General features: G+C 58.8%; 18 protein-coding genes. 9 read left to right on the top strand and 9 right to left on the bottom strand.

The features are described 5' to 3' along the window. The first annotated feature begins 383 nt into the window (after nucleotides 1-383). Together CA51_RS14860 and CA51_RS14855 are read left to right on the top strand one after the other, a co-directional pair. Nucleotides 384-1997: an efflux RND transporter periplasmic adaptor subunit gene (locus tag CA51_RS14860; protein WP_197451202.1), complete on the top strand. Its 1614-nt coding sequence runs from the start codon at nucleotides 384-386 to the stop codon at nucleotides 1995-1997. Next, complete coding sequence (locus tag CA51_RS14855; RefSeq protein ID WP_145121880.1) at nucleotides 1994-5284, top strand: efflux RND transporter permease subunit; 3291 nt, start codon at nucleotides 1994-1996, stop codon at nucleotides 5282-5284. The genes CA51_RS14860 and CA51_RS14855 overlap by 4 nt, the downstream gene beginning before the upstream one ends. Here CA51_RS14855 and CA51_RS14850 read toward each other — a convergent pair. The 4 genes from CA51_RS14850 to CA51_RS14835 form a co-directional block, all read right to left on the bottom strand. Beyond that, nucleotides 5217-7493, bottom strand: a complete 2277-nt coding sequence (locus CA51_RS14850; RefSeq protein WP_145121878.1) for a serine/threonine protein kinase — start codon at nucleotides 7491-7493, stop codon at nucleotides 5217-5219. The two genes, CA51_RS14855 and CA51_RS14850, sit on opposite strands and share 68 nt — an antisense overlap. A 109-nt stretch (nucleotides 7494-7602) precedes the next feature. Then, nucleotides 7603-8172 carry an ECF-type sigma factor gene (locus CA51_RS14845; protein WP_145121877.1) on the bottom strand — a complete coding sequence of 190 codons (570 nt, stop codon included), beginning with the start codon at nucleotides 8170-8172 and terminating at the stop codon, nucleotides 7603-7605. A gap of 144 nt (nucleotides 8173-8316) precedes the next feature. After that, a complete protein-coding gene (locus tag CA51_RS14840; RefSeq protein ID WP_145121875.1) occupies nucleotides 8317-9189 on the bottom strand; it encodes a hypothetical protein in 873 nt (290 codons plus the stop codon). Nucleotides 9190-9258: 69 nt separating this feature from the next. Further along, nucleotides 9259-11238, bottom strand: a complete 1980-nt coding sequence (locus CA51_RS14835; RefSeq protein ID WP_197451201.1) for a glycoside hydrolase family protein — start codon at nucleotides 11236-11238, stop codon at nucleotides 9259-9261. A gap of 532 nt (nucleotides 11239-11770) precedes the next feature. Between CA51_RS14835 and CA51_RS14830 the strand changes: the two genes are divergently transcribed. Then, the gene (locus CA51_RS14830; RefSeq protein ID WP_145121870.1) at nucleotides 11771-13090 is read left to right on the top strand and encodes a DUF1552 domain-containing protein; all 1320 of its coding nucleotides are present in this window, start codon (nucleotides 11771-11773) and stop codon (nucleotides 13088-13090) included. Nucleotides 13091-13181: 91 nt separating this feature from the next. Next, a complete protein-coding gene (locus CA51_RS14825; protein ID WP_231745709.1) occupies nucleotides 13182-15575 on the top strand; it encodes a DUF1588 domain-containing protein in 2394 nt (797 codons plus the stop codon). 76 nt (nucleotides 15576-15651) lie between these two features. Here CA51_RS14825 and CA51_RS14820 read toward each other — a convergent pair whose 3' ends face one another. From CA51_RS14820 to CA51_RS14810, 3 genes are all read right to left on the bottom strand, one after another. Beyond that, entirely contained in the window at nucleotides 15652-16008 is a 357-nt protein-coding gene (locus CA51_RS14820; RefSeq protein WP_145121868.1) for a YciI family protein, read from the bottom strand. Nucleotides 16009-16122: 114 nt separating this feature from the next. Beyond that, a complete protein-coding gene (locus tag CA51_RS14815) occupies nucleotides 16123-16506 on the bottom strand; it encodes a YciI family protein (RefSeq protein ID WP_145121866.1) in 384 nt (127 codons plus the stop codon). A 197-nt stretch (nucleotides 16507-16703) separates the two neighbouring features. Then, the gene (locus CA51_RS14810) at nucleotides 16704-17051 is read right to left on the bottom strand and encodes a hypothetical protein (RefSeq protein ID WP_145121864.1); all 348 of its coding nucleotides are present in this window, start codon (nucleotides 17049-17051) and stop codon (nucleotides 16704-16706) included. 300 nt (nucleotides 17052-17351) lie between these two features. Here CA51_RS14810 and CA51_RS14805 point away from each other — a divergent pair, with 300 nt between their 5' ends. Then, nucleotides 17352-18197: a PEP-CTERM sorting domain-containing protein gene (locus tag CA51_RS14805; protein ID WP_145121862.1), complete on the top strand. Its 846-nt coding sequence runs from the start codon at nucleotides 17352-17354 to the stop codon at nucleotides 18195-18197. Here CA51_RS14805 and deoC read toward each other — a convergent pair. Then, a complete protein-coding gene (gene deoC, locus CA51_RS14800; protein ID WP_145121860.1) occupies nucleotides 18191-18916 on the bottom strand; it encodes a deoxyribose-phosphate aldolase in 726 nt (241 codons plus the stop codon). The two genes, CA51_RS14805 and deoC, sit on opposite strands and share 7 nt — an antisense overlap. A gap of 199 nt (nucleotides 18917-19115) precedes the next feature. Between deoC and CA51_RS14795 the strand changes: the two genes are divergently transcribed. Together CA51_RS14795 and CA51_RS14790 are read left to right on the top strand one after the other, a co-directional pair. Next, nucleotides 19116-19715 carry a DJ-1/PfpI family protein gene (locus CA51_RS14795; RefSeq protein ID WP_145121858.1) on the top strand — a complete coding sequence of 200 codons (600 nt, stop codon included), beginning with the start codon at nucleotides 19116-19118 and terminating at the stop codon, nucleotides 19713-19715. Between the two features lie 307 nt (nucleotides 19716-20022). Then, on the top strand, nucleotides 20023-20406 hold the full coding sequence (locus CA51_RS14790) for a hypothetical protein (protein WP_145121856.1): 384 nt from the start codon (nucleotides 20023-20025) through the stop codon (nucleotides 20404-20406). Nucleotides 20407-20425: 19 nt separating this feature from the next. Here the strand turns inward: CA51_RS14790 and uvrA are convergent, their stop codons facing one another. Further along, nucleotides 20426-23458, bottom strand: coding sequence for an excinuclease ABC subunit UvrA (uvrA, locus tag CA51_RS14785; RefSeq protein WP_231745708.1), 3033 nt, complete (start codon nucleotides 23456-23458; stop codon nucleotides 20426-20428). A 491-nt stretch (nucleotides 23459-23949) separates the two neighbouring features. On the opposite strand from uvrA, the gene CA51_RS14780 reads away from it, so the two are divergent. Beyond that, complete coding sequence (locus tag CA51_RS14780; protein WP_145121854.1) at nucleotides 23950-25149, top strand: LptF/LptG family permease; 1200 nt, start codon at nucleotides 23950-23952, stop codon at nucleotides 25147-25149. Then, nucleotides 25146-25835, top strand: coding sequence for a TIGR04283 family arsenosugar biosynthesis glycosyltransferase (locus tag CA51_RS14775; RefSeq protein ID WP_145121852.1), 690 nt, complete (start codon nucleotides 25146-25148; stop codon nucleotides 25833-25835). The genes CA51_RS14780 and CA51_RS14775 overlap by 4 nt, the downstream gene beginning before the upstream one ends. Nucleotides 25836-25876: the final 41 nt, after the last annotated feature.

The following is a 25876-nucleotide window of genomic DNA, read 5'->3' as shown; positions in this document are numbered from 1 at the left end:
GCTCCAGCCATTTGCATGGCCCAATCCATCGGCCTGGCAATTTGCTTGCCAGACGTCTCTGTCGCCCCTGCCGAGGCTTCTTCGTTCCGGACTCTGGATGCCGATCCTGCGGCTGGCGCCGCAGGCTTTGTGCGACCGCCGCCTCCGCGGCTTGGGAGCCTCGAAATCGTCGACGCAACGCGAAATCGGTAGGCCATATGGCCTACCGATTTCGCTTTCTTAATGCGTCGACCCGCCTGGAATTCCTTGTCTTCCGCGATTCTTGCGAAAAATTGGCCCCGGCCGGCTGGCGTTTTCGCATGACTTGGGGACGAGTTCACCGAGTGCGGGGCAGAGCGCTCGACCTTCCACCAGCAACACACCCCTCCGATTGGGACAACCGCATGAATGAATCAAACGTTGCGGCTAGGCGTTCTCGCGTCCATCTGTTTATCAACTTCGCAGTCTCCGCCAGCGTGCTCACGATGTGCGTGATCGCCTACACCAAACTGGGCAAACGCGAGCGTCCGGCGATGTCAAAGCCGCCCAAACCGGCGGCGACGGTCGTCGATACCGAAACGCTGCGAATTCATGAGGGCCCCGTTTCGTTGACCGCTAACGGCGTCGTCGTTCCGCTCCGCGAGATCCGATTGGCGACCGAGGTCGCCGGACGTGTCGTCGAGCTGTCCCCCAACATGCGTGCGGGGCGGATGGTCGATAAGGACGAGGTGTTGGTTCGGTTGGATCCGATCGAATACGAACTCGAAGTGCAGCGATTGGTCTCCCAGCAGAATCAGGAAGCGGCTGAGCTGGAAGCGATCGATGTCAGTATTCAAAACACCGATCAATTGGTTGCGCTCTCCCAACGTCGCGCTCGATTGACCGAAGCGGCGAGCAAGCGAGCCCATTCGTTGATCCAACAAAATGCTGCTTCGATCGCCGAGGTCGACGCCGCGGAGGAGGCCGAACTTTCGGCCAGCGCTGCGGTGGTCGAACTGCAAAACCGACGCCGCGAGCTCGAAGCGCAGCGGAAGCTGATCGTGGAACGGCAAGCGTCGACGGAGGTCGCGCGGCGGCGAGCTCAGTTGGACTTGGACCGCACCGTTGTTCGCGCTCCGATCCGCGGCCGCGTGGTGATGAGTAACGTCGAAGAGCAATCGTTTGTCGCGGCGGGAACTTCGTTTGTCACGATCGAAGATGTCAGCGCCGTCGAGGTACGGTCGAACCTGACAGTCGAACAGATGTATTGGGTCTGGAACGCCCGCAACTCCGTTGCCAATCTCGAAGAGGCCGGCTCCTCCGCAGCACACCACCTGCCCGAAGTCAATTGCAACATCGAATACCGTTTGGGCAACCGAACCTATCAATGGGCGGCGGTGCTGAAACGGATCGATGGCGCTGGGATCGACCAGGATACGCGGACCTTTCCCTGTCTGTTTCGCGTCGACTCGCCCGAAGCGGTTGAAAGGATACGGACCAACGCATTTGCTCTCGCCCGGGAATCTGCGAACGACCAGTCGCCGGACTCGCCCGGCGTCGAACGTGGTATCGACGGACCGCGGCAATTGTTGCGAGGGATGTTTGTTTCGGTTCACCTGCACGTCGACGCGACGCGTCCGTTGTATCGCGTTTCCGAATCGGCGATTCGCCCCGGCGACCGGATCTGGATCAATCGCGATGGCAAGATGCGGATCGTCCAAATCGAAGTCGTCGGGCAGATCGATGGCGACGTAATCGTCGACGCTCGTTTACCAGAGCATCGAATGGCCCGAACCGCTGCATCCGCGGACGACAGCGATGGCGCTTCGCCCGCCGATGTATCAAAGCTTGCTTCGGTGATCATCTCCCCGGTCAACGATCCACGCGACGGCTTACCGGTGATGACCGCCGAGGCTCGCGATTCGAAGGCGAAGCGGCCGCCGGTGGGAAGTGTTGGCGTCGATTCCCCTGCGACCGAAGGCAGCCAGACCGATCGCAATCGCCCCAAAACAACCTTGGTTAGCGGAGTGGCACGATGAAGTCGATCATCGCATGGGCCGTAAAGAACTCGCAGGCGATGAATGTCATTATGCTGGGGACCTTGGTTTTAGGTGCCTGGAGTCTGGCAAATCTGCGTCGCGAATTCTGGCCCGATTTCGAACTCTATGTCCTGACCGTGTCGGTCGAATATCCGGGAGCCAGTCCCGACGAGATCGAAGAGGGGATTCTGGAGAAGATCGAAGAGGCGACGCGGACCGTCGACGGCATCGATGAGATGACCTCCGCCGCGACCGAGGGCTTGGGGAGCGTGACGTTTGAACTCGAGAGCGACGCCACGCAGATGGACGCTCAACGCGTGCTGACCGAAGTCACGACGCTGATCAATCAAATCCCCAGCTTCCCCGAACTGGCCGAACGTCCCGATATCCGACTGCGAACCAATTTTGTCACCGCGATTCGCGTGGCCGTCATGGGGCCCAAAAGCGATGCCGAGGCGGAGAGTTCCGATGACGACAGTTCCTCGTCGCGAGGCGTCGATCGAGCCGAGCGGGCTGAAAAGCGGGTCGAAGCGGCGCTTGCGTTGCACCGCGTCGCCGAATCGGTTCGGACCGACCTGCTGGCGTTGCCATCGGTTTCGGTCGTCGACTTTGTCGGTGCGCCGAAATATCAGATCGACATCGAAATCCCCGAACGGACGCTCCGCGAATACAATTTGTCGCTGCGCGATGTGGCGGAGATCGTTCGCAACAACAACGTCGAGTTGCCCGGCGGTACGTTAAAAGGTCAATCGCAAGAGGTCGTGCTGCGGGGCAGCGACAAGCACGAAGTCGGCGAAGAGATCGCCAATATCCCGTTGGTCAGCCAAGCCGGCGGCGTCGTGCTGACTGTCGGCGACCTGGGCCGCGTTCGCGATGAGTTCTCCGTCGACGAAGCGGTCAACGAAATCAACGGTCGGCCCGCCGTGGTGATCTCCGTCGAAACGACCAGCGCCGACGATCTGTTGGTCGTCGCTCAAGAGGTGCGAGACTTTGCCGCTCGAGCGAAACACGACCTTCCCGCCGGCTATTCGATGATAACGATGCGCGACCGTTCCAAAACGGTCAGCGACCGCTTGAATCTGCTAGCCAAAAACGGCTGGATGGGACTTGTCCTTGTCTTTGTTGTGCTCGCATTGTTTTTAGAGATGCGATTGGCGTGGTGGGTCTCGCTCGGGATTCCCGTCTCGTTGTTGGGCGCGTGCATTTACATGTACTACGGCGGCATGACGCTGAACATGACATCGATGTTCGCCTTTTTGATCGCACTCGGAATCGTCGTCGACGATGCGATCGTCGTCGGTGAAAACATCTACACCCACCAACAGATGGGCAAATCGTGGCGCGACGCGGCGATCGACGGGGCGACCGAAGTGGCTCCCAGCGTGATCACCGCTGTGCTAACGACGATCATCGCTTTCAGCCCGATCATGTATTTGGAAGGGAGTATCCAACGGATGACCGTGGTGTTGCCGCTGTGTGTTGGCGCGATGCTGCTGCTGTCGATGTTCGAAAGTTTGACGATCCTGCCTTCGCACCTCTCCCATCGCCGTAGCCGCTTTCTGGACGTGGTCGTCTGGTTGCTGTTGCCGCTGCATCCGCTGGCGTGGCTGGTCAAGAAGGCCAACGGCATCGTGACCGTTTGGTTGGAATGGTTCATCGAAAGAATCTATACCCCGTTCCTGAAGATTTCGCTGCGGAACCCGGCGATCACGATCTCAGTCGCTACTGGAATGCTGTTGCTGTCGATCGGCGTCGTCCGGTCGGGGATGGTGCAATTCCTATTGCTGCCGAAGATCGATTTTGGGTTTGTCACCGCGCAAGTCATCTATCCCGATGGCACGCCGGTCAAGACAACCGATGCCGCAACGCAGCGGATGGAAGCTGCGATCTGGCGAGTAAACCAACGAAGTATCGACGAAGGATTGACGACCGATCCAGACGGTTTTGTCAAAGCGGTTCAGCGGACGGTCGGTTCCACAGGGGACGAGGTCTCCACGGCGTCGTCCAGCCATATCGGCGGGCTGTTTGTGCAACTGAACGACATCGGCCAGCGGACCGTTTCCAGCGCCGAGATCGTCCGGATGTGGCGTGAAGAGACGGGGCGGATGCCTGGAACCGAATCGCTGGCGTTTGGAGCGACGCCGCGCGGTCCCGCGTCGCTGCCGATCGAGGTCCGATTGATGGCTTCGTCGCAACACCTGGATGAATTGGACGCGGCGATCGAGCGTACTAAATTGAAGCTGGCCGAATATCCTTACGTCTCCGACATCGCAACCGACACGCGACAGGGGAAATGGGAGTACCGGATGCAAGTTCGCGACGACGCCAAGGCGATGGGAATCTCGTTGGCGGATGTCGCCGGAACGGTGCGAGCCAGCTATTACGGCGAAGAGGTGATGCGGTTGCAGCGCGGCCGGCACGAGGTTCCGCTTCGGGTCCGTTATCCTCGCGAGGACCGCAACACGCTTGTCAGCTTCAATGGGATCCGAGTTCGCACCGGCGAAGGCGTCGAGCGTCCGATCAACCAAATCGCGGAGGTCGACGTGCAGCGTGGCTACGCCGAGATCCGCCGCATCAATCAGATGCGTTCGATCAGCGTAGTCGCCGACGTCGATGAATCGAAAGGGAATGCCTTTAACGTCGTCTCCGACCTGCGAGCCAATTTTGTTCCCACGCTGGAAGCGGAGTTTCCCGGCGTTGAAATCATGTGGGGCGGACAACAGGAGCAAACGACTGAAACTGTCGACAGCTTGACCGTTGGATTTATCGTCGTCATGGGAGCGATGTTCCTGCTGCTGACGATCCAGTTCGGATCCAGCTGGCAAGCGATCTTGATCCTGTCGATCATTCCGTTTGGCTTCATCGGCGCGATCGTCGGCCACATCGTGATGGATATCGATCTGACGCTGTTCAGTATCTTTGGGATCGTCGCGCTGTCGGGTGTCGTCGTCAACGACTCGATTGTCCTGGTCGACTTTATCAACCGCCGCGTTCGCGACGGGCTGCCGTTGCACGAAGCGATCATCGATGGCGGACGGCGGCGTTTCCGCGCAGTGCTGCTGACCTCGCTGACCACGATCGCTGGGATGTTCCCGATCCTGCTGGAACGGTCCAAAGAAGCTCAGGTTGTTTCGCCGATGGCGACTAGTCTGACTTTCGGTTTGGGGCTGAGCACCCTGATCGTGTTGATCTTTGTTCCGGTGATGTATCTGGTCACAGCTAGCGTTGCGGGCTCGGACGAGGATCCGGAGCCGAGTTCGCAATTGCCCCCCGTGCCAGCGACTTAAGTTGATCCAAGCGAGGATCGTCGGGAGGGAGTTCGCCGGTCAGCCGTAGCGAAGCCTCCCGATAGTTCATCAGAAACTCGATCCAATCGAACCACGGAATCGGAGGCGTTCCCTGTTGGGTTTCGATCGATTGGTCGAGCCATTGATCCCGCGATTGCTTTGCCAACGTCCAAGCTTTGGCTGCGTCGTCGCTGCGACCGGCCTGAGTGTAAGCGATCGCCAGCAGCGGGTAATTGATCCCGCTAGCCGGCCAGATCGTCGATTCGTCGAGCGATTCTTCCAACCGCCCGATCGCCCGATCGATGTCGCCGTTGCGCAGATGAGCCCAACCGGCGACATACAGCTTGGGGCCCCGGGGAATCCGCGAAGTCCGCGTCGGCCGGCCATCGGGTCTCAACCGACGCTCTTCCAACAATTGCTCACCCAAAACCGCCAACTGGGCCGAGACCTCGGCCGACGGCTGGTCGACCAACTGGCCTCGTAAAATTGTCCCCAACGAACCGCTGCTGGATTGGGCAAGATCCTTGGCGAGTTGTTCATACATCGCGTGATCGCCAACGTAGTCGAATAACTGCGGGACTCCCAGGAATTGCACTCCGTCGACGGGAGATCCCAATTCGAGCGCCTTGCGGTAGTCGCTTGCGGCCATTTCCCAGAGCCCCATTTTGGCGTACAGCGCTCCCCGCTCCATCCATGCGTGGAAATAACGGGGCTGGGTCTGAGTCGCGTTGGTAAACGCTTCGTTGGCGTTGGACCAGTCGCCGGCGTCGGCATAGGCGCGGCCGGAGGCGATCAACGTGTTGGCGCGGCGCAAGCGGTCGGTAAATCCCTCCAGTTCCGCGTTGGAACTTTTGGCTGCTGCGGCGGCGATACGAGCCTGTTCCATCGCGTGGTAGGCCACCCGCGCCTGCCAAAGACTGACAACCGTTCCCAGCACCAACGCACCGGCGACCAGCGAGACCGTCGTCAAGGCGACCTTATTGCGGCGGGCGAATTTGGAAAAACGATACAGCGTCGACGGCGGACGGGCTTCGACCGGCTGGCCCTCCAGAAATCGAGAGACATCCTGAGCCAAGGCGATCGCACTGGGATACCGGCGGGCACGATCTTTATCGATCGCCTTCATCACGATCCAGTCGAGATCGCCACGCATCAAGGAGGTCAGTTTGGCGGGTTCCAACCGGCGATTGGCGGAGACAGTTGTCGACAATTGATTGCCCAACGTGCTCAGCCGCGTACTTGGACTCGGCGGTTCCTCTTCACGGATGATCCGCCGCAATTCGTCGAACCCGACGCTGTTCAAGCGGCCGACGACAAACGGAGTCGATCCGGTCAGCAGCTCATACAACAAGACTCCCAACGAATAGATGTCGCTGCGCGTGTCGACGTCGACGTTGCTCATCTCCGCCTGTTCAGGACTCATATAGGCCGGCGTGCCGATCATCGACGCCAGCCGCGTGTAGATCGTTTTGTCGGTCAGACTTTGTCCGATCGCTTTGACGATTCCAAAGTCGATCACCTTGGCGATCGGGCGGCCATCTTGCAGCGTCACCAAGACGTTCGAAGGCTTGAGGTCGCGGTGGATGATCCCCTTTTGATGGGCGTGCTGGACGGCGTTGCAGATCGATAGAAACAGTTCCAACCGCTGCCGCGTGTCGAGTCGATGGTTGTCGCAAAACTCGTTCAATGGAACCCCGCGGACCAGTTCCATCACAAAGTAAGGTTGCCCGGTCTGCGTCACACCGGCATCGAAGACGCGGGCGATGTTCTCATGATCCATCATCGCCAACGCTTGCCGTTCGGCTTCGAAGCGGGCGATCACTTGGCGGGTTTCCATCCCCGGTTTGATGATCTTCAGCGCCACGCGGCGACGGACCGGAACCTGTTGATCGGCGACGAAGACCAACCCGCATCCCCCTTCGCCGATCTGTTCCATCAACTTGTAGGGTCCAACCATCGTCCCCGGCGGGTGATTTGCTTCGATCGACCGAGCCACCTGTTGGGTGACCGCATCGAATGTCGGCAAGCTTGCCACGACGGGATGGTCGATCGGGTTGTCGGCCCGGTCGTGTTCGGCCAACAATCGCGAGACAGCATCCAACAGCTCGGGATCCCCTTGGCAGCTTCCCTGCACGAACGCCTCCCGCGCGCGAGGCGATTCGATTTCGAGCGCTTCGAAGAAAATCGTCTTTTCGTGGTTGGGACTCATCGGATGGGGCAACCTCGCAAATGCCAATCCATTGGGCGGTGGTCGATTTCGGAGCGAAACTACGACCTGTTAGAATGCGAATTCTAGACGCGTCGGGGGCCAAAAAATTTTAGCTGTCCGCTTCGGCCCGCAGTTCGCGTCCCAACCAGGCTCGGGCAAAGGCCCAGTTGCGTTTGACCGTTCGTGGCGAGATGCCGAGCGCCTTGGCCGACTCTTCCACGCTGAGACCGGCGAAATAACGTAGCTCGACCAGTTTAGCCATCTCCGGTTCGGTCTCGCCCAGCTTGGTGAGCGCGGCGTCGAGGTCCAGCAGCTCCTCGGCATTGTCGGGGACCGCGACAGCATCCTCCTCGGCTAACTGGCACCGCGCCCAATCGCCGCCCCGCTTGAGACTCTTGCGATTCCGAGCGCTCTCGATCAAGATCCGCCGCATCGATTCAGCCGCCGCGGCAAAGAAGTGCCTTCGTCCATCCCACTCCTGCCCCACGTTGCTAGCTACCAACCGCATGTAGGCTTCGTGCACCAGCGCCGTCGGCTGCAGCGTGTGACCTGCAATCTCATGCTGCATCTTCCGCTTTGCCAGCCGATGCAGTTCCGCGTAGACCAAGGGGAGCAAATCGTTGGCCGCCGCCAGATCGCCGTTGTCGATCTGATGCAGGATCTGGGTGATGTCGGACATAAAAAAGGGAGCCAATGGAAACGAAGCGACAAGTTGGGCAGCTTCATTTTAATACATATTTGTCGCTTGCGATCGATCAAGGCGACATCGGTCTTCCCATTTCAGGTATCCGCGGCCACGCGTCGGCAGGCGGTTGCGGTGGTGTTATTTGCTCAGTTCGCTCGCCAGCTTGCGAGCTGCCTCCGGCCACTGCTCGCGGTCCCCCTCGCCAAATCCCGTCACCATCCGCCAGGTTCCCTTAAACCCCTTGGGGACGGTTTGGTTCTGAAATGCTGTCAGATAATACTTGCGATACGTTCCGACGACGTTCCAGACCTTCGACGTGCTGCCGGCCGTCGCGGGCGTTTCCAACAAACGGGAGACAGCAAATTGTTGGCTGCCCGGTTCGTAGACCGACATCCAATCGACAGCTGCATTGATGTAGAACTTGTGGTCGACCTCGTCATCGTTCAACAGCGGCTGAATCAGATCGGCCTCCGGCTTGGCATCGCTTCCCGCCACGAGCGCCGAAACCGTGGGCGTCCAGGCGTGCATGAAGTGGTAGACCAAATCCAATGGCGTCTCGACATCAGCCGCCACCATCGTGGTTTCGTACAATCGATCCTCTTTGATTTCGAAGACGTTGGTCAGCCGAAAACCGCGAATCTTGGACTCCCTGACAAATCGGAACGTTTCGCCCGACAGCTCCGCCGTCGGCGTGGCGACTTCTTTCCCGTCGACATAAAACGTCAGCGATTGCAATTCCTCGGGCTCGTTCTCTAGGTGCCCGGTTCCAATGAATCCGATTTCCGGAAACCGAAAGACCGTCCCGTACGCGCTCCTTTCGGTGGTCATCGGCGTGCCGCGGAAATCGATCCGGGCGGGAGTCCACTGCGAATGCCGACGCAACTTCAACGTCACCTCGCCACAACGGACGGTGATCGACGGAAGATCGGGACCGAGATTGGGGACAAACGCCTGCGCGGCGACGGGGCCGCTCAAGAACAACAGTAAAAGGATGCAGCAAAATCGCTTCATTGAAAATGCAATCGCAGGACAGGTGGAACAGGGTGTTGTGTGCTCGTTGGTCGACGTCGCTGGCAGCGACTAGGGTGCAGGCTGCAACAGGCAATCGCGATGCGTTGCCAAGAAGGGTGGCAGCCCCTGCAGTTCGATGAAATAGTCTTCCATGCGTCCCGATGAAGGACGCGAAATTTGCAGCGTCCAGATTTCTCCCTGCTGCGATTCGGGAGCACCAACAAATTGTTCGGGGGCCGAGATCTTCTCTTTCTGCCATACGGACTTCCCTTGCGGATTCAAGACCGAGAGGCCGACAACTTCACCTCCGTCGCCGGAGGCTTTGACGCCAAATTGCTTCGTTCCCGGCGGGACGTAGAAGTAGAGTTTGCCGCTGGAGTAGACGAACCGCACGCGTCCCGCTTCGCCGGAGATGACTGTCGGGCAATTGGTCGCTTCCAAGGAGAACTTGTTCGGGCCGACATCGATTGGGATTTGGTAGATTCCGGTTTCGGGAGCGACAAAACCAAGCGAGCCGGTCGTATCGAGCGGAACCTCACCGATTGGCAACTTCTTACCGCTCGGCGCGATCGCTTCGACAACCAACGGCGTCCCGGTATAGCTACCGACGTGGCTGTGATTCAGCTTCAGTTCCACTGGAGTGCCGCTTTCGGCAAACAGCACGAACGCCCCCGAGCCGCGAAGCGTGAAATTGGGCTGCGGCAGCATCTCGCCGGTTTTCATCGCCTTCAACGGAATGAAAGTTGTCCCGTCGGTTTCGTATTTGGGGAACCGTTGGAACTTGTTTCCCGGATGTAGATCGTCGAGATATTTCTGATCGATTTCGACGGTCCGTTGGGTGTCGCCGGATGTCGTTTTCAACGTGCCGGTGACGTCGATCAAATGCAGTTCTCTGGCACCGTCGTAGAATCCGATCAACGGTCGCTGTTGCGGATCGTGAACTTGGCAGTTCTCAAAATCGACGCCACCGACGTCCAATTGGTTGCCCGCTCGCGAAGCGAAAAAGATCACTGGCGTTGTCGGCTTGCTGGCTCCTGGTTCCAGGCGGCAGTTGATGAAACGGACGCGTGCGCCGGCGGCCGGTTTGCGGTTCATCGTCGCGACGGGACCGCTGCCGCCGGAGAAGTCGCAGTCGACGAATTCGATCGTGCCGGTCATCGGCCCCTGTCCCTTCCCTTCGCCGTTGGTGAAGGAGAGCGGTGCGCGATTGCTGCCGCGGGCGATGCAGTTCTCCAAGCGAATCGAGATCGGCGCCGACTGTGCGGTCAGATTGGGAAGGTAAAACGCGTAGCCGACGCCTTGGTTGTTTTCGGCGATACAGTTCCGCATCACGCAGTTGACCAACCGCTCGCTGAAATGGTTGGGTTCAAAATCGATCCCGGCCATCGGCGACGTGCCGCCAGTGTCGCGCATGATCGTGTTTTCGATCAACAGATCTTCGGCCGTGATCACACTGATTCCCTGGCGGTAGTGTTTGTCGAGGAGGACGTCGCGGATCACGATGTTTTTGTTGGTGACGCCGCGGGTGGCGACGCCCAGATAGATCCCATCGCCGCCGCTCTCGGCCATCGTCAGCCCCAGCACCTGGACGTTGTTGCTGCTCTTGATCTGCAGCGTGTGCCGCCACTCAGCCTTCTTGTACGGCGGCTTGGCGTAATCGTCGCGATGCATCCGGAAGGTGGCACCCTCGCCGCGAATCGTGACGTTCTTTTTGCCAATCACGCTCAGCAGTGAATCGGTCGATCCCTTGAACTCTCCCCTCTTCGCCTGCAGGACCGCTCCCTTTTCAAAGATCAGTTCCTGGTCGCTGGCGGCCTGCAGCGGAGTGACGATCCAGGGCTGGCCCATGTCCTCGACGATCACTCGCTTGGCACCTGAATCGATGGCACTCTGCAACGCCGCGGTGGAGTCCTCGGGATCGAAGCCCCACCAAGCGGCTCGCGCTTCGGTCCGCTTGCCCGATCGAACCTCATCGATCGCGGATTGATTGACGCCAGCATTGGCCAGCAAAGTCGCGGCGACTAACAAACTTCCAGCAAACAGATTCATCGAGGGGGCTCGTGGCAAGGTGGAGGGAATATGGGGCGGGAGTTGTACGATTCTAATGAGCGGCCGGGCGAAGTGCGAGTCTGGCATTGGCCAGAGTGACCGGTAGAAAACCGTCGCCAATCGCCCGGCAGATTGCGTTTTTCGGTTTTTTTCCAAAATCATCCCAATAAACGGGACGGCTGAAACATCGTAGCTTCTGACGGGACGGTCCGGTAAAATGCGGATCGCCCAGCGATAGCCAAACCGCTAGTTTCACATATGGACTCAGTCGATATGCGGCAGCGTTTGATTACCGGGAGAACCCGACGCTAGCGGCTCGTCGGTTTAATCAGCCGATTGGGCGTTAGCCCCGGTTCCGCTGCCACTAAACCGGGGCTAACGCCCAAACGGCTAATGCAAGGAAGCTCGTTGTGACTAAACCGACAAGCCGCTAGCGTGTGCCAGCAGGTTTGCCTGATGCTCAAGCAAAAGATTCGGCAGCCCGTACCACCGTCCTTCCTGCTCATCCCCACCGTCAAAAGGATTTCCGAAGATGATCAATCGCCGCAAGATGTTAATGGGGACAGCCGCTGGAATGGGAGCTGCGTTGGGTGGTCCGTTGGTTCCGAACCGAGTGCAAGCCGCGGCAGCTCGGCCTGGAACGCCGCGACGCGTGATCTTCTTCTTGCAAAACCAGGGCTTCGATCCCGCGACCTGTATTCCTCAGGGGCTCGATCACGATGCATCGCTTTCGGGGATCACATTGCCCGAACCGGTTCAGGCGTTGGAACCTTACAAAGACAAGATGACGATCATCAACGGGCTGCATGGTCGGCACACCAGTCCATCGCACAGCGCGTTTTTCGGAGCGTTGGGTGGCTATCGCGGTGGGATCGGGATTCCGCCCAGCGGCGCGACGATCGATCATGAGCTGAGTCAGTTGCTGCCCGAGACGATCCTGCCGCATCTGTGCATCGGAATGGATGCGTTGGAAAACATGATCTCGCGTCCGACCTTGGCGACCCTTTCGGCAGCCGGTCCAGGCAAGCCGCTGTTCATGCATTCCAACCCCAACGATCTGTACCAGATGATCTTTGGTGGGATCGCAACCGGCGACGTCAAGCAGCGTTTCGAAGCCCGATCGCGGGTCTTCAATCGCGTCGAGCAACTGGCCGGTCAGCATGGCCGCTCGCTTCCACAAGGCGATCGCGAGCGGTACGGCAGCTACGTCGATGGTTTCCGCGAGATCAACGGTCTCCGCGAACGATTGGCTGGCGTCTCGGATCATCTGAAAAAGTTTGCTCCCGAATATGGCGACAAGTTTCTCAAGCCCGAATTCGAAACCGACTGGCACGATTCGCTGTTGGATGTTGGCATCGCAACACTCAAGGCAGGCCTGACCAATGTCCTGACGATCGGTTCGGGGCGGGGCGAAATCTTCGGCGCATGGAAGGGATTGGGGATCGCACAAGCTGGCCACAACCTTGGCCACATGGATCAACCCGACAACCCGATCTGGATCAAGATCCGCCAATACAACTGTCAGATGCTTGTCAAATTGATGAAAGAACTGGAATCGGTGCCGGAAGGAGACGGGACGATGATGGACAACACGTTGATCGTCTACACCAGCAACAACGCGAACAAGCAACACACCAATGGCGACAACTGGCCCTTCATCTTGTTGGGCAATTGCGCCGGTCGGTTGAAAACGGGGCAGTTCATCCAGATGAACGACAAGCGTCCGATCAATGCACTCTACACCACGCTGCTGCATGCGGTTGGCGACACTCGCGACCGATTTAACATGAACAAGAACACGGCGGGAGTGCACGACACCAAGGTCGGCCCGATCGAAGAGATCATGGCCTAACGCGACTTGACGGCTGAACATTCGCCACAGCTGTGAACGACGAATCCGATCTCAATCTGCAATCCGCGGCGTGCCACTGACTTTGAAACCGATGCCAATGCTCCGACTCTCTTCATTGCTTGCGTTTTTACTGATCGTACCATCGCTTGGATCGTGCGTGGTGGCGGATCAGTCGCCGATGTCAGACGCGATGGCGACACAGTTCCTACAGCAGTACTGCATCGATTGCCACGACGCCAACACGCAGGAAGGTGGCGTCGCTCTCGATGAACTCTCCACCGTCACCATCGACAACGCCGAGCTTTGGAAGACGGTTTGGGAACAGGTTGCGCTAAAAGAGATGCCGCCGGCGGAAGAATTGCAGCCCGATCCGATCCTGCGTTGGAAGCTGTCGACGTGGATCACCGCGGAATTGCAGCGGGCGATGAAGGATCACGGCGGATTCCAAACGCACCTGCATCCGACCAAGGGAAATCATCTAGATCATGATCTGCTGTTCGGAGAGATCCCTGAATGGATCGAGCCGACCTCCACACCGGCGCGGCTGTGGCGTCTGCATCCTCAGGAACACCTAACGCGATTGAACGAGCTGATCACGCGTGAACCCGACTTCGATCCCAAACGCCCCGGATTGCGAACTCGCGGCGATCACATCAATCCGAATCTCGATGGCGAAGTGAAAGTCTATTACGGACTGGATCGCGTGATTGGTTGGGTCGGAGGCACGGCCGCTTATGCCGCCGCGATCACCGGATTCCCGCCGATGCTAACGACCGAAAATCACCATGGGCTGCGAAACTACGCCAACCTCTATTCGGTGAACGGATCCGAAGCGACTCAGATCGCCAACACGGCCGAAGACATTTTGCGATTCATGGCCTACGGACCCGATGCCGAACCGTATCAGTTCGCCGACAAGGTCGGCCAGATCGACAAGAAGTACAAACATGGCGATTTGCGCGGGCTGGCGCAAAGCCTTTTTTATGGCAAATCGCCCAAGCGCCCGATCACTCCCGTCCACGACCTGATGGCCAAGGAGAACGATACGCAGCAGGATCGAATCGCGGCTGTCAACTATCTGTTCGAAGCCTTGACCTGTCGCCCGCCGACCGACGCGGAGACCGCCGAATATCTGGGACTATTAAACGATGCGATCGCCGACCTTGGGAAAGAGGATGGGGCGTTGCTTGGTCTGACGCCGATCTTCTTGGATCGCGACGCGCTGTTTCGTCCCGAGTTAGCCGAATACGGGACGCCCGACCAATATGGCCGCGTCCTTTTGCAGGACCAAGAGCTGGCGTTGGCGATCAATGCGGCTTTCAGCTACATCCCGCCGGACGAAGCGTTGCAGCAAGCGGTTGCCGACGGGCGTTTAAAGACACGGCAGGATGCAAAGCGCGAGATCGATCGGATTCTGGCCGACGACAGTATTCGGAAGCCGCGGGTGCTGCAGTTCTTTCGTGAGTTCTTCGATTACGACCGCGCGGGGCATGTCTGCAAGGACAACAAAGCGTTGATAAGTGCCGGCGGTGAGTTCAACGCCGAGAAGCATTATCGGGCGATGTTTGCGATGACCGCCAACACCGATCGTTTGGTCGAACTGATTCTGCAGGAAGACAAAAACGTTCTGGGCGAGCTGCTGACCACCGACCGCGTCGTCTACAACGCACCGCAGGATGCACCTTACTTTGGCCAGTTCATCAGCTCCGATCCGCCGCCGAAGCCAAAAGCGGTCGAGGGGAAGAAGCCCGCGCGACAGACGCGGCGCGTGACGATCGAGAAGGCGAAGCTGCCCAAAGGGGAAACGATTCACGCCCGTGTTGCCCAGGTCGTCAAACCGCTGAAAACGGCTCGAACGCTGACGACTCTGCCGCCCGATCAGCGGAGAGGAATCCTGACGCATCCCAGCTGGTTGGTCGCGCATACCGATGCGATGGACAACCACGCGATTTTGCGTGGCCGTTGGATTCGCGAACGTCTGCTCGGCGACGCGGTCCCCGATGTTCCGATCACTGTCGATGCGATGCTGCCCGTCGAGCCGAAGTCGACGTTGCGGCGTCGGATGCGTGTGACGCGAGCCGATGAATGTTGGCGTTGCCATCGCAAGATGGACCCGCTGGGGCTGCCGTTTGAAATGTACAACCATCTGGGACTGTACCGGACCGAAGAGCAGAAGAAGCCAGTCGACACGAGCGGTGCGATCATCGACAGCGGCGATCCCGGGCTGGACGGCCCCGTCGAAAACGCGTTGGAGATGATCGATCGCTTGGCGACCAGCCAGCGCGTGCAACAGGTCTTCGTCCGCCACGCCTTCCGTTTCTGGATGGGCCGCAACGAAACGATCCACGATGCTCCGGTATTGCAGGACGCCTATCAGGCTTATCAAGAGAGCGGCGGCAGCATGAAAGCTCTGCTCGCGTCGCTGCTCACCTCCGACGCCTACCTCTACCGCAAGGTCGATCGCCTTTCGGATGATAACGGATAAGCGTTTTTCGGTTGGCTGGCGTTATTCGGTGACGTAGAGATGCGATGTTAAGTGCGTCGACTTCACCGACGTGGGGCTACTGCGGTTCGCGCTCGGGAAGCGGAAAGAGCGGTCGGATCTCGACGGTCCCTTTTTTCGCGGGCGGCAGCCGGGAGGCGATTGCGATCGCTTCGTCGAGATCGTCGACATCGATGATGTAATATCCGCCCAGTTGTTCGGTCGTTTCCGCAAAAGGCCCGTCGGTGACTTGTCGTTTCCCCTCGCGGACACGGACACTGGTCGCCGTCGTCACCGAGTGCAACGGCGACGACGCGATCCACTTTCCCTGTTGGGTAAGTTCGTCGCAGATCGCCATCGATTCTCGCATACACGCCTCCCGCTCGGGCTCGGTCCATCCCTCTTCGGATCCGTAGATCAGCATCATGTATTTCATGGCAGAACCCTCGTCTTTCGATTGATCTTTGATGACTGACGACTCCGTTTGATGACCGCTTCTTAAAAGTCATGCCACGCCATCGTCACTGTCGCAAGAGTTGATTGCAGATGTTTAAGTGTTCGTTTGCCGCGCGGCGATCATTGCATTGATCTGAGCGTCGGCGGGACGAATCTCGAAAGGCCCCACCGTAACGCCGGGGTGCTGCGACATCAACGCGATCGCGTGATTCAAGTCGTTGGCTTTGAGCAGCAAGATCCCGCCCAATACCTCCTTGGTCTCGGCATAGGGCCCGTCGATCACGTCGACCTTGCCCTCTTTGATCCGCAGAGTGACGGCGTTGCGAGCCGATTGCAGAGCCTCGCCACCAATGAAATGTCCGCCCCGACGCAGTTCGTCGTCGTAAGCGAAACAAGCTTCCATCGTTTCGTCTCTCTGAGCCTGAGTTAGATCAGCAAAACGCGTCTCGTCGATGTATCCCAAACAGACAAATTTCATTTCCCTCGCTCCTCAATTGCAGACCGTACGCCAGACAATGTGCCTCGGCGATTGTCATGTAGTCGATCGCGGGGCGGTAGGATCGACAACAAAGTGAGCCGCTGCGGCGGAAAGTGCCGGAGCACGTTCGGACGCGGGATTCATAATCTCGGGGATGCGTCGCGGAACGCCGTATGGCGGTCGAGTCCGATCTCGGCTCAGCTAGCCGACGTCGAGGAGGGCCCACGTTGGGACGAGCGCGGTGCGGAGATGACCGCTTGTGTGCCGATCGGCACGATCTCGATACCGCTGGCTTCGATCGAGCGGACGTGCTGGTAACGCTGCTGCAAGCCAACGCAGTGCAGTTCGTAAACCGCCAGGACGCTCGGCTGCTGTTTTTTGGGCCGCCGCCAAAAATGGAACAGGCCCGCCAAAAATCCTCGACCACGCACAGGTACCCGACTTGGGAAAACGACAAAGGGGTTCAGCGATTCGGCGACCGGTTCGATGTGGCCATCCATTGGGCCACCAAAAAACTCGACGACGTATTGTTTATTCATTGGCATCGGATTCGTCTCCCAAGGTTAGAAACACCTCATCAACGAGCAAACCTCATACCAGTCTCCCGATCGATCGAGGAGATTTGATGTCGCCCTGTTGCGGATTGCAGATGTCCAAGAAGTCCCAAATTCTGGGTGATTCGAATGGTCGCAAACGCCGCAAAACACTGGCGTCATATCGCTCAGAATCTGAAAACCTGAATCTTATTGTAGCATAGATTGCCTTTGCGTTGCGGGTTCGGTACATTTGTTCATCGGTTTGTTTCGAATCCGATTACAGCTGGGCCGCGCCAGGAGAAGACCAAGATGACGACGATCTTTCCAATACGAACCATTGCAGCGATCGCCTCCGTTGGCTTGATGGTCACAGCCAATGCGGACGTCATCACGTTCACGCCGGTGCTCGACATGACCTCTGCGGCGAATACAAGTTCTCCGATGACGCCCTACGATGCCAACAACGCTGTGCAAGCCCAGGGGCCGACGGGGATACCGGACAACGTATCGCCGACGTACGGCGATACCTATTTCTTCCGCGACGCGGGGACGGGGATCGAGTTTTCGCTGGATATCAGCTGGAACGCCGCGATGGGGCTGAACCTAAACACAGGCGGCTCGGCGCTTGGCTTGGGAAGCAACAGCGTGATCGGATCGGGGGAATCGGTGACGATCAGTTTGTCGGGGCTGAGCGTCGATCTGACCAACTACATCGACGGATCGTTTAACATGATTTCGAATCCGACGCTGGGAGCGACATCGCTCGCGTTTCGGCAGATCGATTTCAATGACTTTGGAGATACTACGATTGTCGACATAACCAATGGGATCGATACGGTATCGTTCAGCGAGGCTGCGCCGGTATCGGGAAACTTTGATCTCCCAGCGGACGGCCTGACCGATATGGAACCAGCTCTGACCTTTAGTCTTAGTAATATGTCGGTTGATACCGATTTCAATATCTCGGCGGTGCAGTTGGCGATCACCGCCGATTTACAGGCGACAGCCGGCGTTCCCGAGCCGGCTTCGATGCTGTTGACATTGTTTGGCGGCGGAGCGGTGCTGGGCATCGCACGCCGCAAGGCGAAGCGATCGCGAGTCGCTCGCGAAATCCCCGCGATGGCCGAGTCGCCTGAAGCGTTACAAAATCAATAACTCGACGTGTTTTTCAACTCATCAAAATCAATGGGCTCCAGTTTCAATCGTCGCCGACACTCATCTAGTATCGTCTGCGTGGCGCTGGCACCGACACGGGTGACTCCCAACTCGCGGACTTCCAGCAAGCGGTCGAGATCGCGGACTCCGCCGGCCGCTTTGACTTGAACCTCTGCGGCCGATTTCTCTCGCATCAGCTGCAGGTCTTCCAGCGTCGCGCCACCGGTGCCGTAGCCGGTCGAGGTCTTGACCCAATCGGCGCCAAGTTCGCTGCAGATCGCGCACAACCGCGACTTCTGATCCGCGTCGAGGTAGCAGTTCTCGAAGATCACCTTCACCTTCTGACCGGCGGCGTGAGCCACATCGATGACGGCCTTGATATCGCGAGTGACGTAGTCCCAGTCGCCGCTGAGGACCTTCGAGATGTTCACGACCATGTCCAATTCCTGGCATCCGTCGTCGATCGCTTGTTGTGCTTCGGCGGCTTTGATCGCTGTCGTGTGCCCGCCGTGTGGGAACCCGATCGTCGTGCTAGTTTGAACCGTGCTCCCTGCCAACCGATCGGCGCAGCGCTTCACGTAATACGGCAGGATGCAAACGCTAGCCACATCGTACGCCAGCGCCAACGAGATCCCCGCCTCCAGCGTTTCGGTCTTCAAGAAGGGCTGCAGCAGCGAATGGTCCAGCATCTTCGCGATCTCTTCGTATCGATAATCCATGACAATTTCTTCCTTGGGGATTGTTCTAAGGTGAGGCGTCGGTTTCCGCGACTGAGATTATGGATCGAACCGGACGTCGGTTCTATATGGGGCACCAATTCCAGTGGTCCCAAGCGGTGTGCTACAATGCCGCGAAACTTACCCTCGCCGGATGCTGGCGAGTTTCAGCGCACCGAGCCACCAGGTTCAGGAAGAATCGATGACAAACGCCCCCTCCGATAAACCCAAAGTTCTGATCATCATCGGCGACGCGTCCGAGACGCTCGACACGATGTACCCCTACTACCGACTGCAAGAAGCTGGCTTTCAACCCGTTGTGGCCGCTCCAGAAAAACGCCTTTATCAAATGGTGATGCACGAAGTGAAGCCGGGCTGGACGATCACCAAGGAATGGGAAGGCTACACGATCAACGCCGACGTCGCGTTTTCGGAAATCAAAGAGGATGAATACGCGGGGATCATGTTCTCCGGCGGTCGGGCTCCCGAATACATCCGCTACGATGAAGACCTCGTCCGCGTCACAAAGCACTTTTTCGAAGCGGGCAAACCGATCGCCAGCGTTTGCCATGGCGTCGAGATCCCCGCCTACGCCGATTGCGTTCGCGGACGCAAGATGGCGACGGTGCCGAAGTGCAAGTTCGACCTCGAAGTCTGCGGTGGCACGTTCGTCAACGAAGCTTGCGTGATCGATGGCAACCTCGTCAGCGGACGAACCTTCCACGACAACGGCTTCTATGTCGGCCCGTGGATCGATCTGTTAGTCAAAGCACGCGAAGAAGCGGCCGTCGCCGCAGGCTAAGCAGCAAGCAGGGAGTTTTCTAGTTTAACCGCGCGGGCATCGCCCCGCGTTTTTCAGGGCCGCGCGGCCCGATGGGCTCGCGGTTAAACGCAATACCGTTCAACGAAGGAGCCTCGGACCGTCGCAAGAATTGGCGGCGGGATGTAGTGGACGAGGTTACGAGTCCCAGCGATTTGGTCTGATGCAAAAGGACTCGTAGCTTCGTCCACTACGCATCGTTGAACGGATCGCGGTTAAACGAAAAAATACAATACGACCTGCTTTGTCCACTTCAGAGGCCCGATCGTCGAAGCGTTGGGGAAAACGGATGAACGACCTCAATCCCTACGCTTCACCGCCGCCGATCGAAGAGAGTCCCGGGCAATTGATGCACCGGGACACCCGCGTCGCTCGCGGTCTGCTGCATCGCACGATCACGTTTGCAGAGCCCTTTCAAGCTCAACTCGATTACGACGGCAAATACTTTCGCCAACGGGTCTACGTCGGCCAGATCTGCGTCTGGCACCGAATCAGTTGGCTCAGAATCCATCCCCGCATCGATTTCGTCTGGCCGGCGGAAGTCGCTGGAACCGCGAAGCCTGGCCGGATCGAGATGAAGTTCAATCACCTGCTGCAGATCGTGCGTTTTACCGTCTATTGCGACGGCGTGGTGATCTACGACGAACACAAAGGTATGCTCACCACGGCGTAACCGCTTGCCAGGCGAGCGATCAAGAAACCGCTGCGTCGAGCAATTCTTGCAGGTAGCCACTGGTTGGCGTTTGCGGACCGGTGACGACCTTTTCGGGCGTCCCTTCGGCCAACAAGCGTCCGCCGCCAGCGCCCCCCTCGGGGCCCATCTCAACGATCCAATCGCAACACTTGATCACATCCAGATTGTGTTCGATCACGATCACGGTGTTCCCCTTTTCGACCAGCGATTGCAGGACGTCGATCAAGCGACGGACGTCGTCGAAGTGCAGCCCCGTCGTCGGTTCGTCCAACAGATACAAGGTGTTGCCGGTTTCCTGCCGCGCCAACTCGGTCGCCAGTTTAATCCGCTGGGCCTCGCCGCCGCTGAGCGTTGTCGACGGTTGCCCGAGCCGTAGATAGCCCAAGCCAACGCTCCGCATGCTCTCGAGAATCCGGTCGATCTTGACGAAGTTCTTGAAAAATTCAGCCGCGTCGTCGATCGTCATCTCCAACACATCGGCGATCGACGCGCCTTTGAACCGCACCGCCAGCGTCTGGCGATTAAACCGCTTTCCGCCACAGACGGAGCAGCGAACGTAGAGATCGGCCAAAAAGTTCATCTCGATCTTTTCTTGCCCCTGTCCCATGCACTGGTCGCAGCGTCCCGGCTTGGCATTAAAGCTAAATCGGTTGGCGGCAAAGCCTCGCTGTTTGGCGTCGCGGGTTTCGGCAAACACCTTGCGAATCAGATCCAACGCGCCGGTATAGGTCGCCGGACAGCTGCGCGGTGTGCGGCCGATCGGGGCTTGATCGATTCGGATCAATTTGTCGATCCCATCGGCACCGGTCAGCGATTCAAACGGCCCCGGTTTAGGCGATTGAAGACCGAGTGTGCGAGCCAAGGCGGGATAGAGCGTGTCGTTGACGATCGAACTCTTCCCGCTGCCGCTGACTCCTGCCACTCCGATCAGACAGCCCAACGGGAATCTTGCGGTCACGTTCTGCAAGTTGTGAGTGTTCGCGCCGGCGAGCGTCAGCATCAGATTTTTGTCGGCTTTGCGCCGCGATTCGGGAACCGGGATCGATCGCCGCCCCGACAGATAGTCGGCGGTTACCGATCGCGATGGCAGATCGCTGTCGGCGTCCGCTGCTTCCGCTTGTTCTTCGGCGATCGCCGTGATCGATGAAGGTTCGCCCGCGAACAGGATCTCGCCGCCTTGGTGTCCTGCGCCGGGGCCCATGTCGATCAACCAATCGGCAGCTCGCATCATCGATTCATCGTGTTCGACAACCAGCACCGTGTTCCCTTGCCGCTGCAAGTCGCGGAGCGCGACGATCAAGCGATCGTTATCGCGTTGATGCAGTCCGATCGATGGTTCGTCGAGGATGTAGCAGACGCCGACAAGTCCGCTGCCGATGCTGGTCGCCAAACGAACGCGTTGCAATTCGCCGCCGCTGAGCGTATCGGCGCTGCGGCCCAAGGTGAGATATCCGACGCCAACCTGATCCAAAAAACGGAGCCGCTTGTTGATCTCGACAAGAATCGGACGCGCGATCTCGCGCTGCGAAGGGGACAATTTCCCGCCGACTTTGACACGTCGCGGCGCGCGTTCGCGAACCACGCTTGCGTCGGCGGTGGCTTCGGATTCGATGTCGTACGCCGAATCATCTTGCAGCGACTGATCGCATTCGGCCTGCAAGGCGGCAAAAAACACAGTCGCTTCGGTCGCGGGCATCGCAACGATCTGGCCGATATGTCGATCGGCTAAGGTGACGCTCAGCGCTTCGCGCCGCAATCGCGACCCACCACACGTCGAACACTCAACCGCCCCGATCCAATTGGTCAGCTGCTCGCGCCGCGCCTCGGTCAGCTTCTTTTCCCATTCGACGTTCAACAATTCGACGATCGTCGCCGTCAACGCCGCCCGCCCCTTGGCCGACAGTTGATCGAGCGGTTGGTCCCATTGGCCGCCGCCATCGAGAACCAGCGGTTCCAGCGTGCCGCGAATCCGCTTGCGAACCGCCGCCGAAGTTCCCTTCCAAGGGAGCATCGCCGCGACTTCGGCAGGCTGCGTCCAGTCGGGGATCAGCAGATCGGGATCATAAGCTTCTAGTCGTCCCAAGCCATCGCAGTCGGGACAGGCACCGTAGGGGCTGTTGAAACTGAACGTTCGCGGCTCCAGTTCCTCGTAACTGATATCGCACTGCGGACACGCGTACCGCGAACTGAGCAAGCGTTCGTCCCAGTCGTCGGCATCGGGCAGTTCAAAGAACGCAATCAGCAACCCGTCGCTCAACTTGAGCGCCGTTTTGATCGACTCTCCCAACCGCGACTCGATCCCTTCGCGAACGACCAACCGATCGACAACCGCTTCGATCGTATGGTTCTTCCGCGGCGAAAGTTTGGGGAGCGATTCGATGTCGTACATCGTGCCGTCGACGCGAGCTCGCACCAATCCGGCTTTGCGGATCTCCTGAAACACATCCTCATGCGCCCCTTTGCGGCCGCGAACCATCGGTGCCAACACGATCAAACGCGTCTCTTCGGCTAGGTTCATCAACGACGCGAGGATCTGTTCGCTGGTCTGCTGCAGAATCGCAGCCCCGCAATGATAGCAGTGCGGAGCGCCGACGCGGGCCATCAACAGACGCAGATAATCGTAAACCTCGGTGACCGTCGCGACGGTACTGCGAGGATTGCTAGCTCCCGATTTCTGGTCGATACACAACGTCGGTTCCAGTCCGTCGATGTGGTCGCAATCGGGACGCGGCAGTTGGTCGAGGAATTGCCGAGCGTAGGTCGAAAGGCTCTCGATGTACTGACGCTGCCCCTCGGCGTAGATCGTATCGAAGGCGAGCGAACTTTTCCCGCTGCCGCTGACCCCGGTCAGGACGATCAATTGATCGCGACGCAAATCGATATCGACGTTCTTCAGGTTGTGGACCCGCGCGCCGCGGATCCGCATCAACGGATCGCCCGGCGCGCTGCGGATGTCCGAGAGCGTTTGGGGGTCCAGAGTTCCCGACGAGTTGGTCATGAAGGTCTCGATTCGCTGTAACTTTGTCACCATGCGGCGACAGTTCGGGGCGGGGGGCCGCTGGGTAACCGTTTTTTTGCCGAGGCGTTCACCGCGGAAGGGGACTTCGATCCGCTGCCACCTCATGCGACACGACACGATCTGCCCGCGATGACACGGTGCGGCGGCAAATCCTGCTGGGCTCGCTCGTTGCGAGGACGATGGAGGGAAGCTCCGCTGGTCCCCTCCGAGGATCTGCCGAGTGCGTCGCGCGGGTGTGAAACGCAAAAGGGGCACCTCTTACAGTGTCGCCTCGCTCATTTTTTTAGTCAATTCCCAGCGGCATCGGCTGAGGGCGAATCGGACTTGCAGCCTGAAACGTTGCAGACCTTTGGCAATCCGATACTCCGGCGTCGGAATCCAGGCTGTTTCTCGCTAACGCGTCGGGTTCGCAGAAGGTCCCGAATCTGTAACCGCGGAACTTCGCGAATGACGAAACGTACCGACGGCATAATTCGCCCGTGACGTGGCGGGGGAAGTTGTGTATGACGTTGCTTGGAGAGCGGCCCAACGATGCCGCCGATGCTAGGGTTTGGAAAACGGTGATGACACGGATCGATCGGTATTTGCTAGCGACATATCTGCGGACTCTGCTGATCTGCTTCTGTAGCTTGGCTGGCATTTTTGTCGTCTTCCACGCGTTCAACAACATGGAAGAGGTGGCTGCGTACGCGCGGGCACAGGGGAGTTTCGTCGACGCGCTGAGCCGCTACTACGGCCCCTACCTGTTGGCGATCTTCGACGCGACCAACGCGATCCTGGCTGTCTTTGCTCTCGTCTTTTCCGTGGCGGTGCTGAAACGCAACGGCGAGATGACAGCGTTGTTGGCGGCGGGGCTTTCCCATGGAAGGATCTTGCGGCCGATGTTGTTCGCCGCGTTGATCGTAATCATTTTGGCGGTCCTCAACCGCGAATTTCTGATGCCGAATTGGAAGGATCAACTGGGGACCAAAGCTCAAGATCTCGGCGGCCAGATGCAACGGACGCTCAAGCCCTGCTACGACCGGATGACGGGGATCCAGTTTCACGGCCGCGGGGTGATCATCATCCGAAAGGAGATCGTCGCACCGGCGTTGATGATCCGATCGGAAATGCCTGGCATGGGAACTCAGATCGTCGGCGAAAGCGCCGTCTGGATGCCCGCGTCGGACGAACACCCAGCGGGCTATTTGGTCTCCCAGGTCAATCAGCCAGCAGAGATCGATGCGATCCCGTCGGCTGGCTTCGATGGCAAACAGTTTGTGCTGACGCGATCCGACCACGCGTGGTTGGAACCGGGGCAATGTTTCGTCGTGTCGAATATCGAATTTGAACACCTGGTCTCCGGATCGCAGACCGATCGGCTGTCGTCGACGCTGCAGTTGGTGCGTAACATTCAAAATTCAAGCGTCTACTCGGGGCCCGATGCCGAAGTTCTGCTGCACACGCGGATCGTCCGGCCCTGGTTGGATATCAGTCTGGTGCTGCTGGGGCTGCCGCTGGTCGTGACGCGAGGCGACAAGAATCTGTTTGTTGTCGCCGGCTGGGGACTTGGGCTGATCGCGATGTTCTTCTTCGTCAAAACATTGTTCAGCGGCCTCGGTTCCAGCGAGACGCTGATCTCTCCGGCGATGGGAGCGTGGGGACCGATCATCGTCTTTGCACCGATGGGATACAGTCGTTGGAAGGCGGCGGGTCGGACATGACACCGGCTGAGATTTCAGTCGTCATCCCGGCGCTCAACGAAGCCGAAAATATCGACCGCTGCGTGCGGTCGGTCGCTGCGGCGGGCGAGGTGATCGTCGTCGATGGCGGCAGCGACGACGCGACTGCCGAGATCGCGGCGGCGGCGGGAGCCAAGGTGATCGTCAGCTCATCGGGCCGCGCGACGCAGCAGAATGCCGGCGCAAAAGTCGCCAGCGGAGCGGTGCTGATGTTTCTACACGCCGATAATCATCTGGCTGCCGATGCGATCGAGCAGGTTTGCAACGCATTGACGGAGCAACCGGAGCGTTGGGGCGGAGCGATGGAGCAGCGGATCGAATCCGCCGGGATCGCATTCCGCTTGTTGGAATGGGGGAACGCGTGTCGCGTGCGATTGCGCGGGTTGCCGTTTGGCGATCAAGCGATCTTCGTCCGCCGAGATGCGTTTCAGCGGGTCGGCGGATTTCCCGATGAACCGATCATGGAAGACCTGATTCTCTCGCAGCGGTTGCGGCAGATCGCTCGCCCGCTGATCTTGCCTGGGCCGGTTTTTGTCGACCCGCGGCGCTGGCAGCAGAGAGGCATTGTGCGGCAGACGTTTCGCAACTTCGCTTTGCAAATCGCCTTTGCGTTGGGCGTCAGTCCGCGGCGGTTGAGGCAATATTACGCCAACCACCAGGGCTCTTAAGCGTCGCCGGCCGCAGAGCAAATTGCTCTACGGCGCTCGAT

This window comes from Rosistilla oblonga (assembly GCF_007751715.1).
In the GTDB taxonomy this organism is placed as follows: Bacteria; Planctomycetota; Planctomycetia; order Pirellulales; family Pirellulaceae; genus Rosistilla; species Rosistilla oblonga.
The sequence above is the reverse complement of the archived record's forward strand: the minus strand, read 5'-3'. Positions and strand labels throughout refer to the sequence as shown.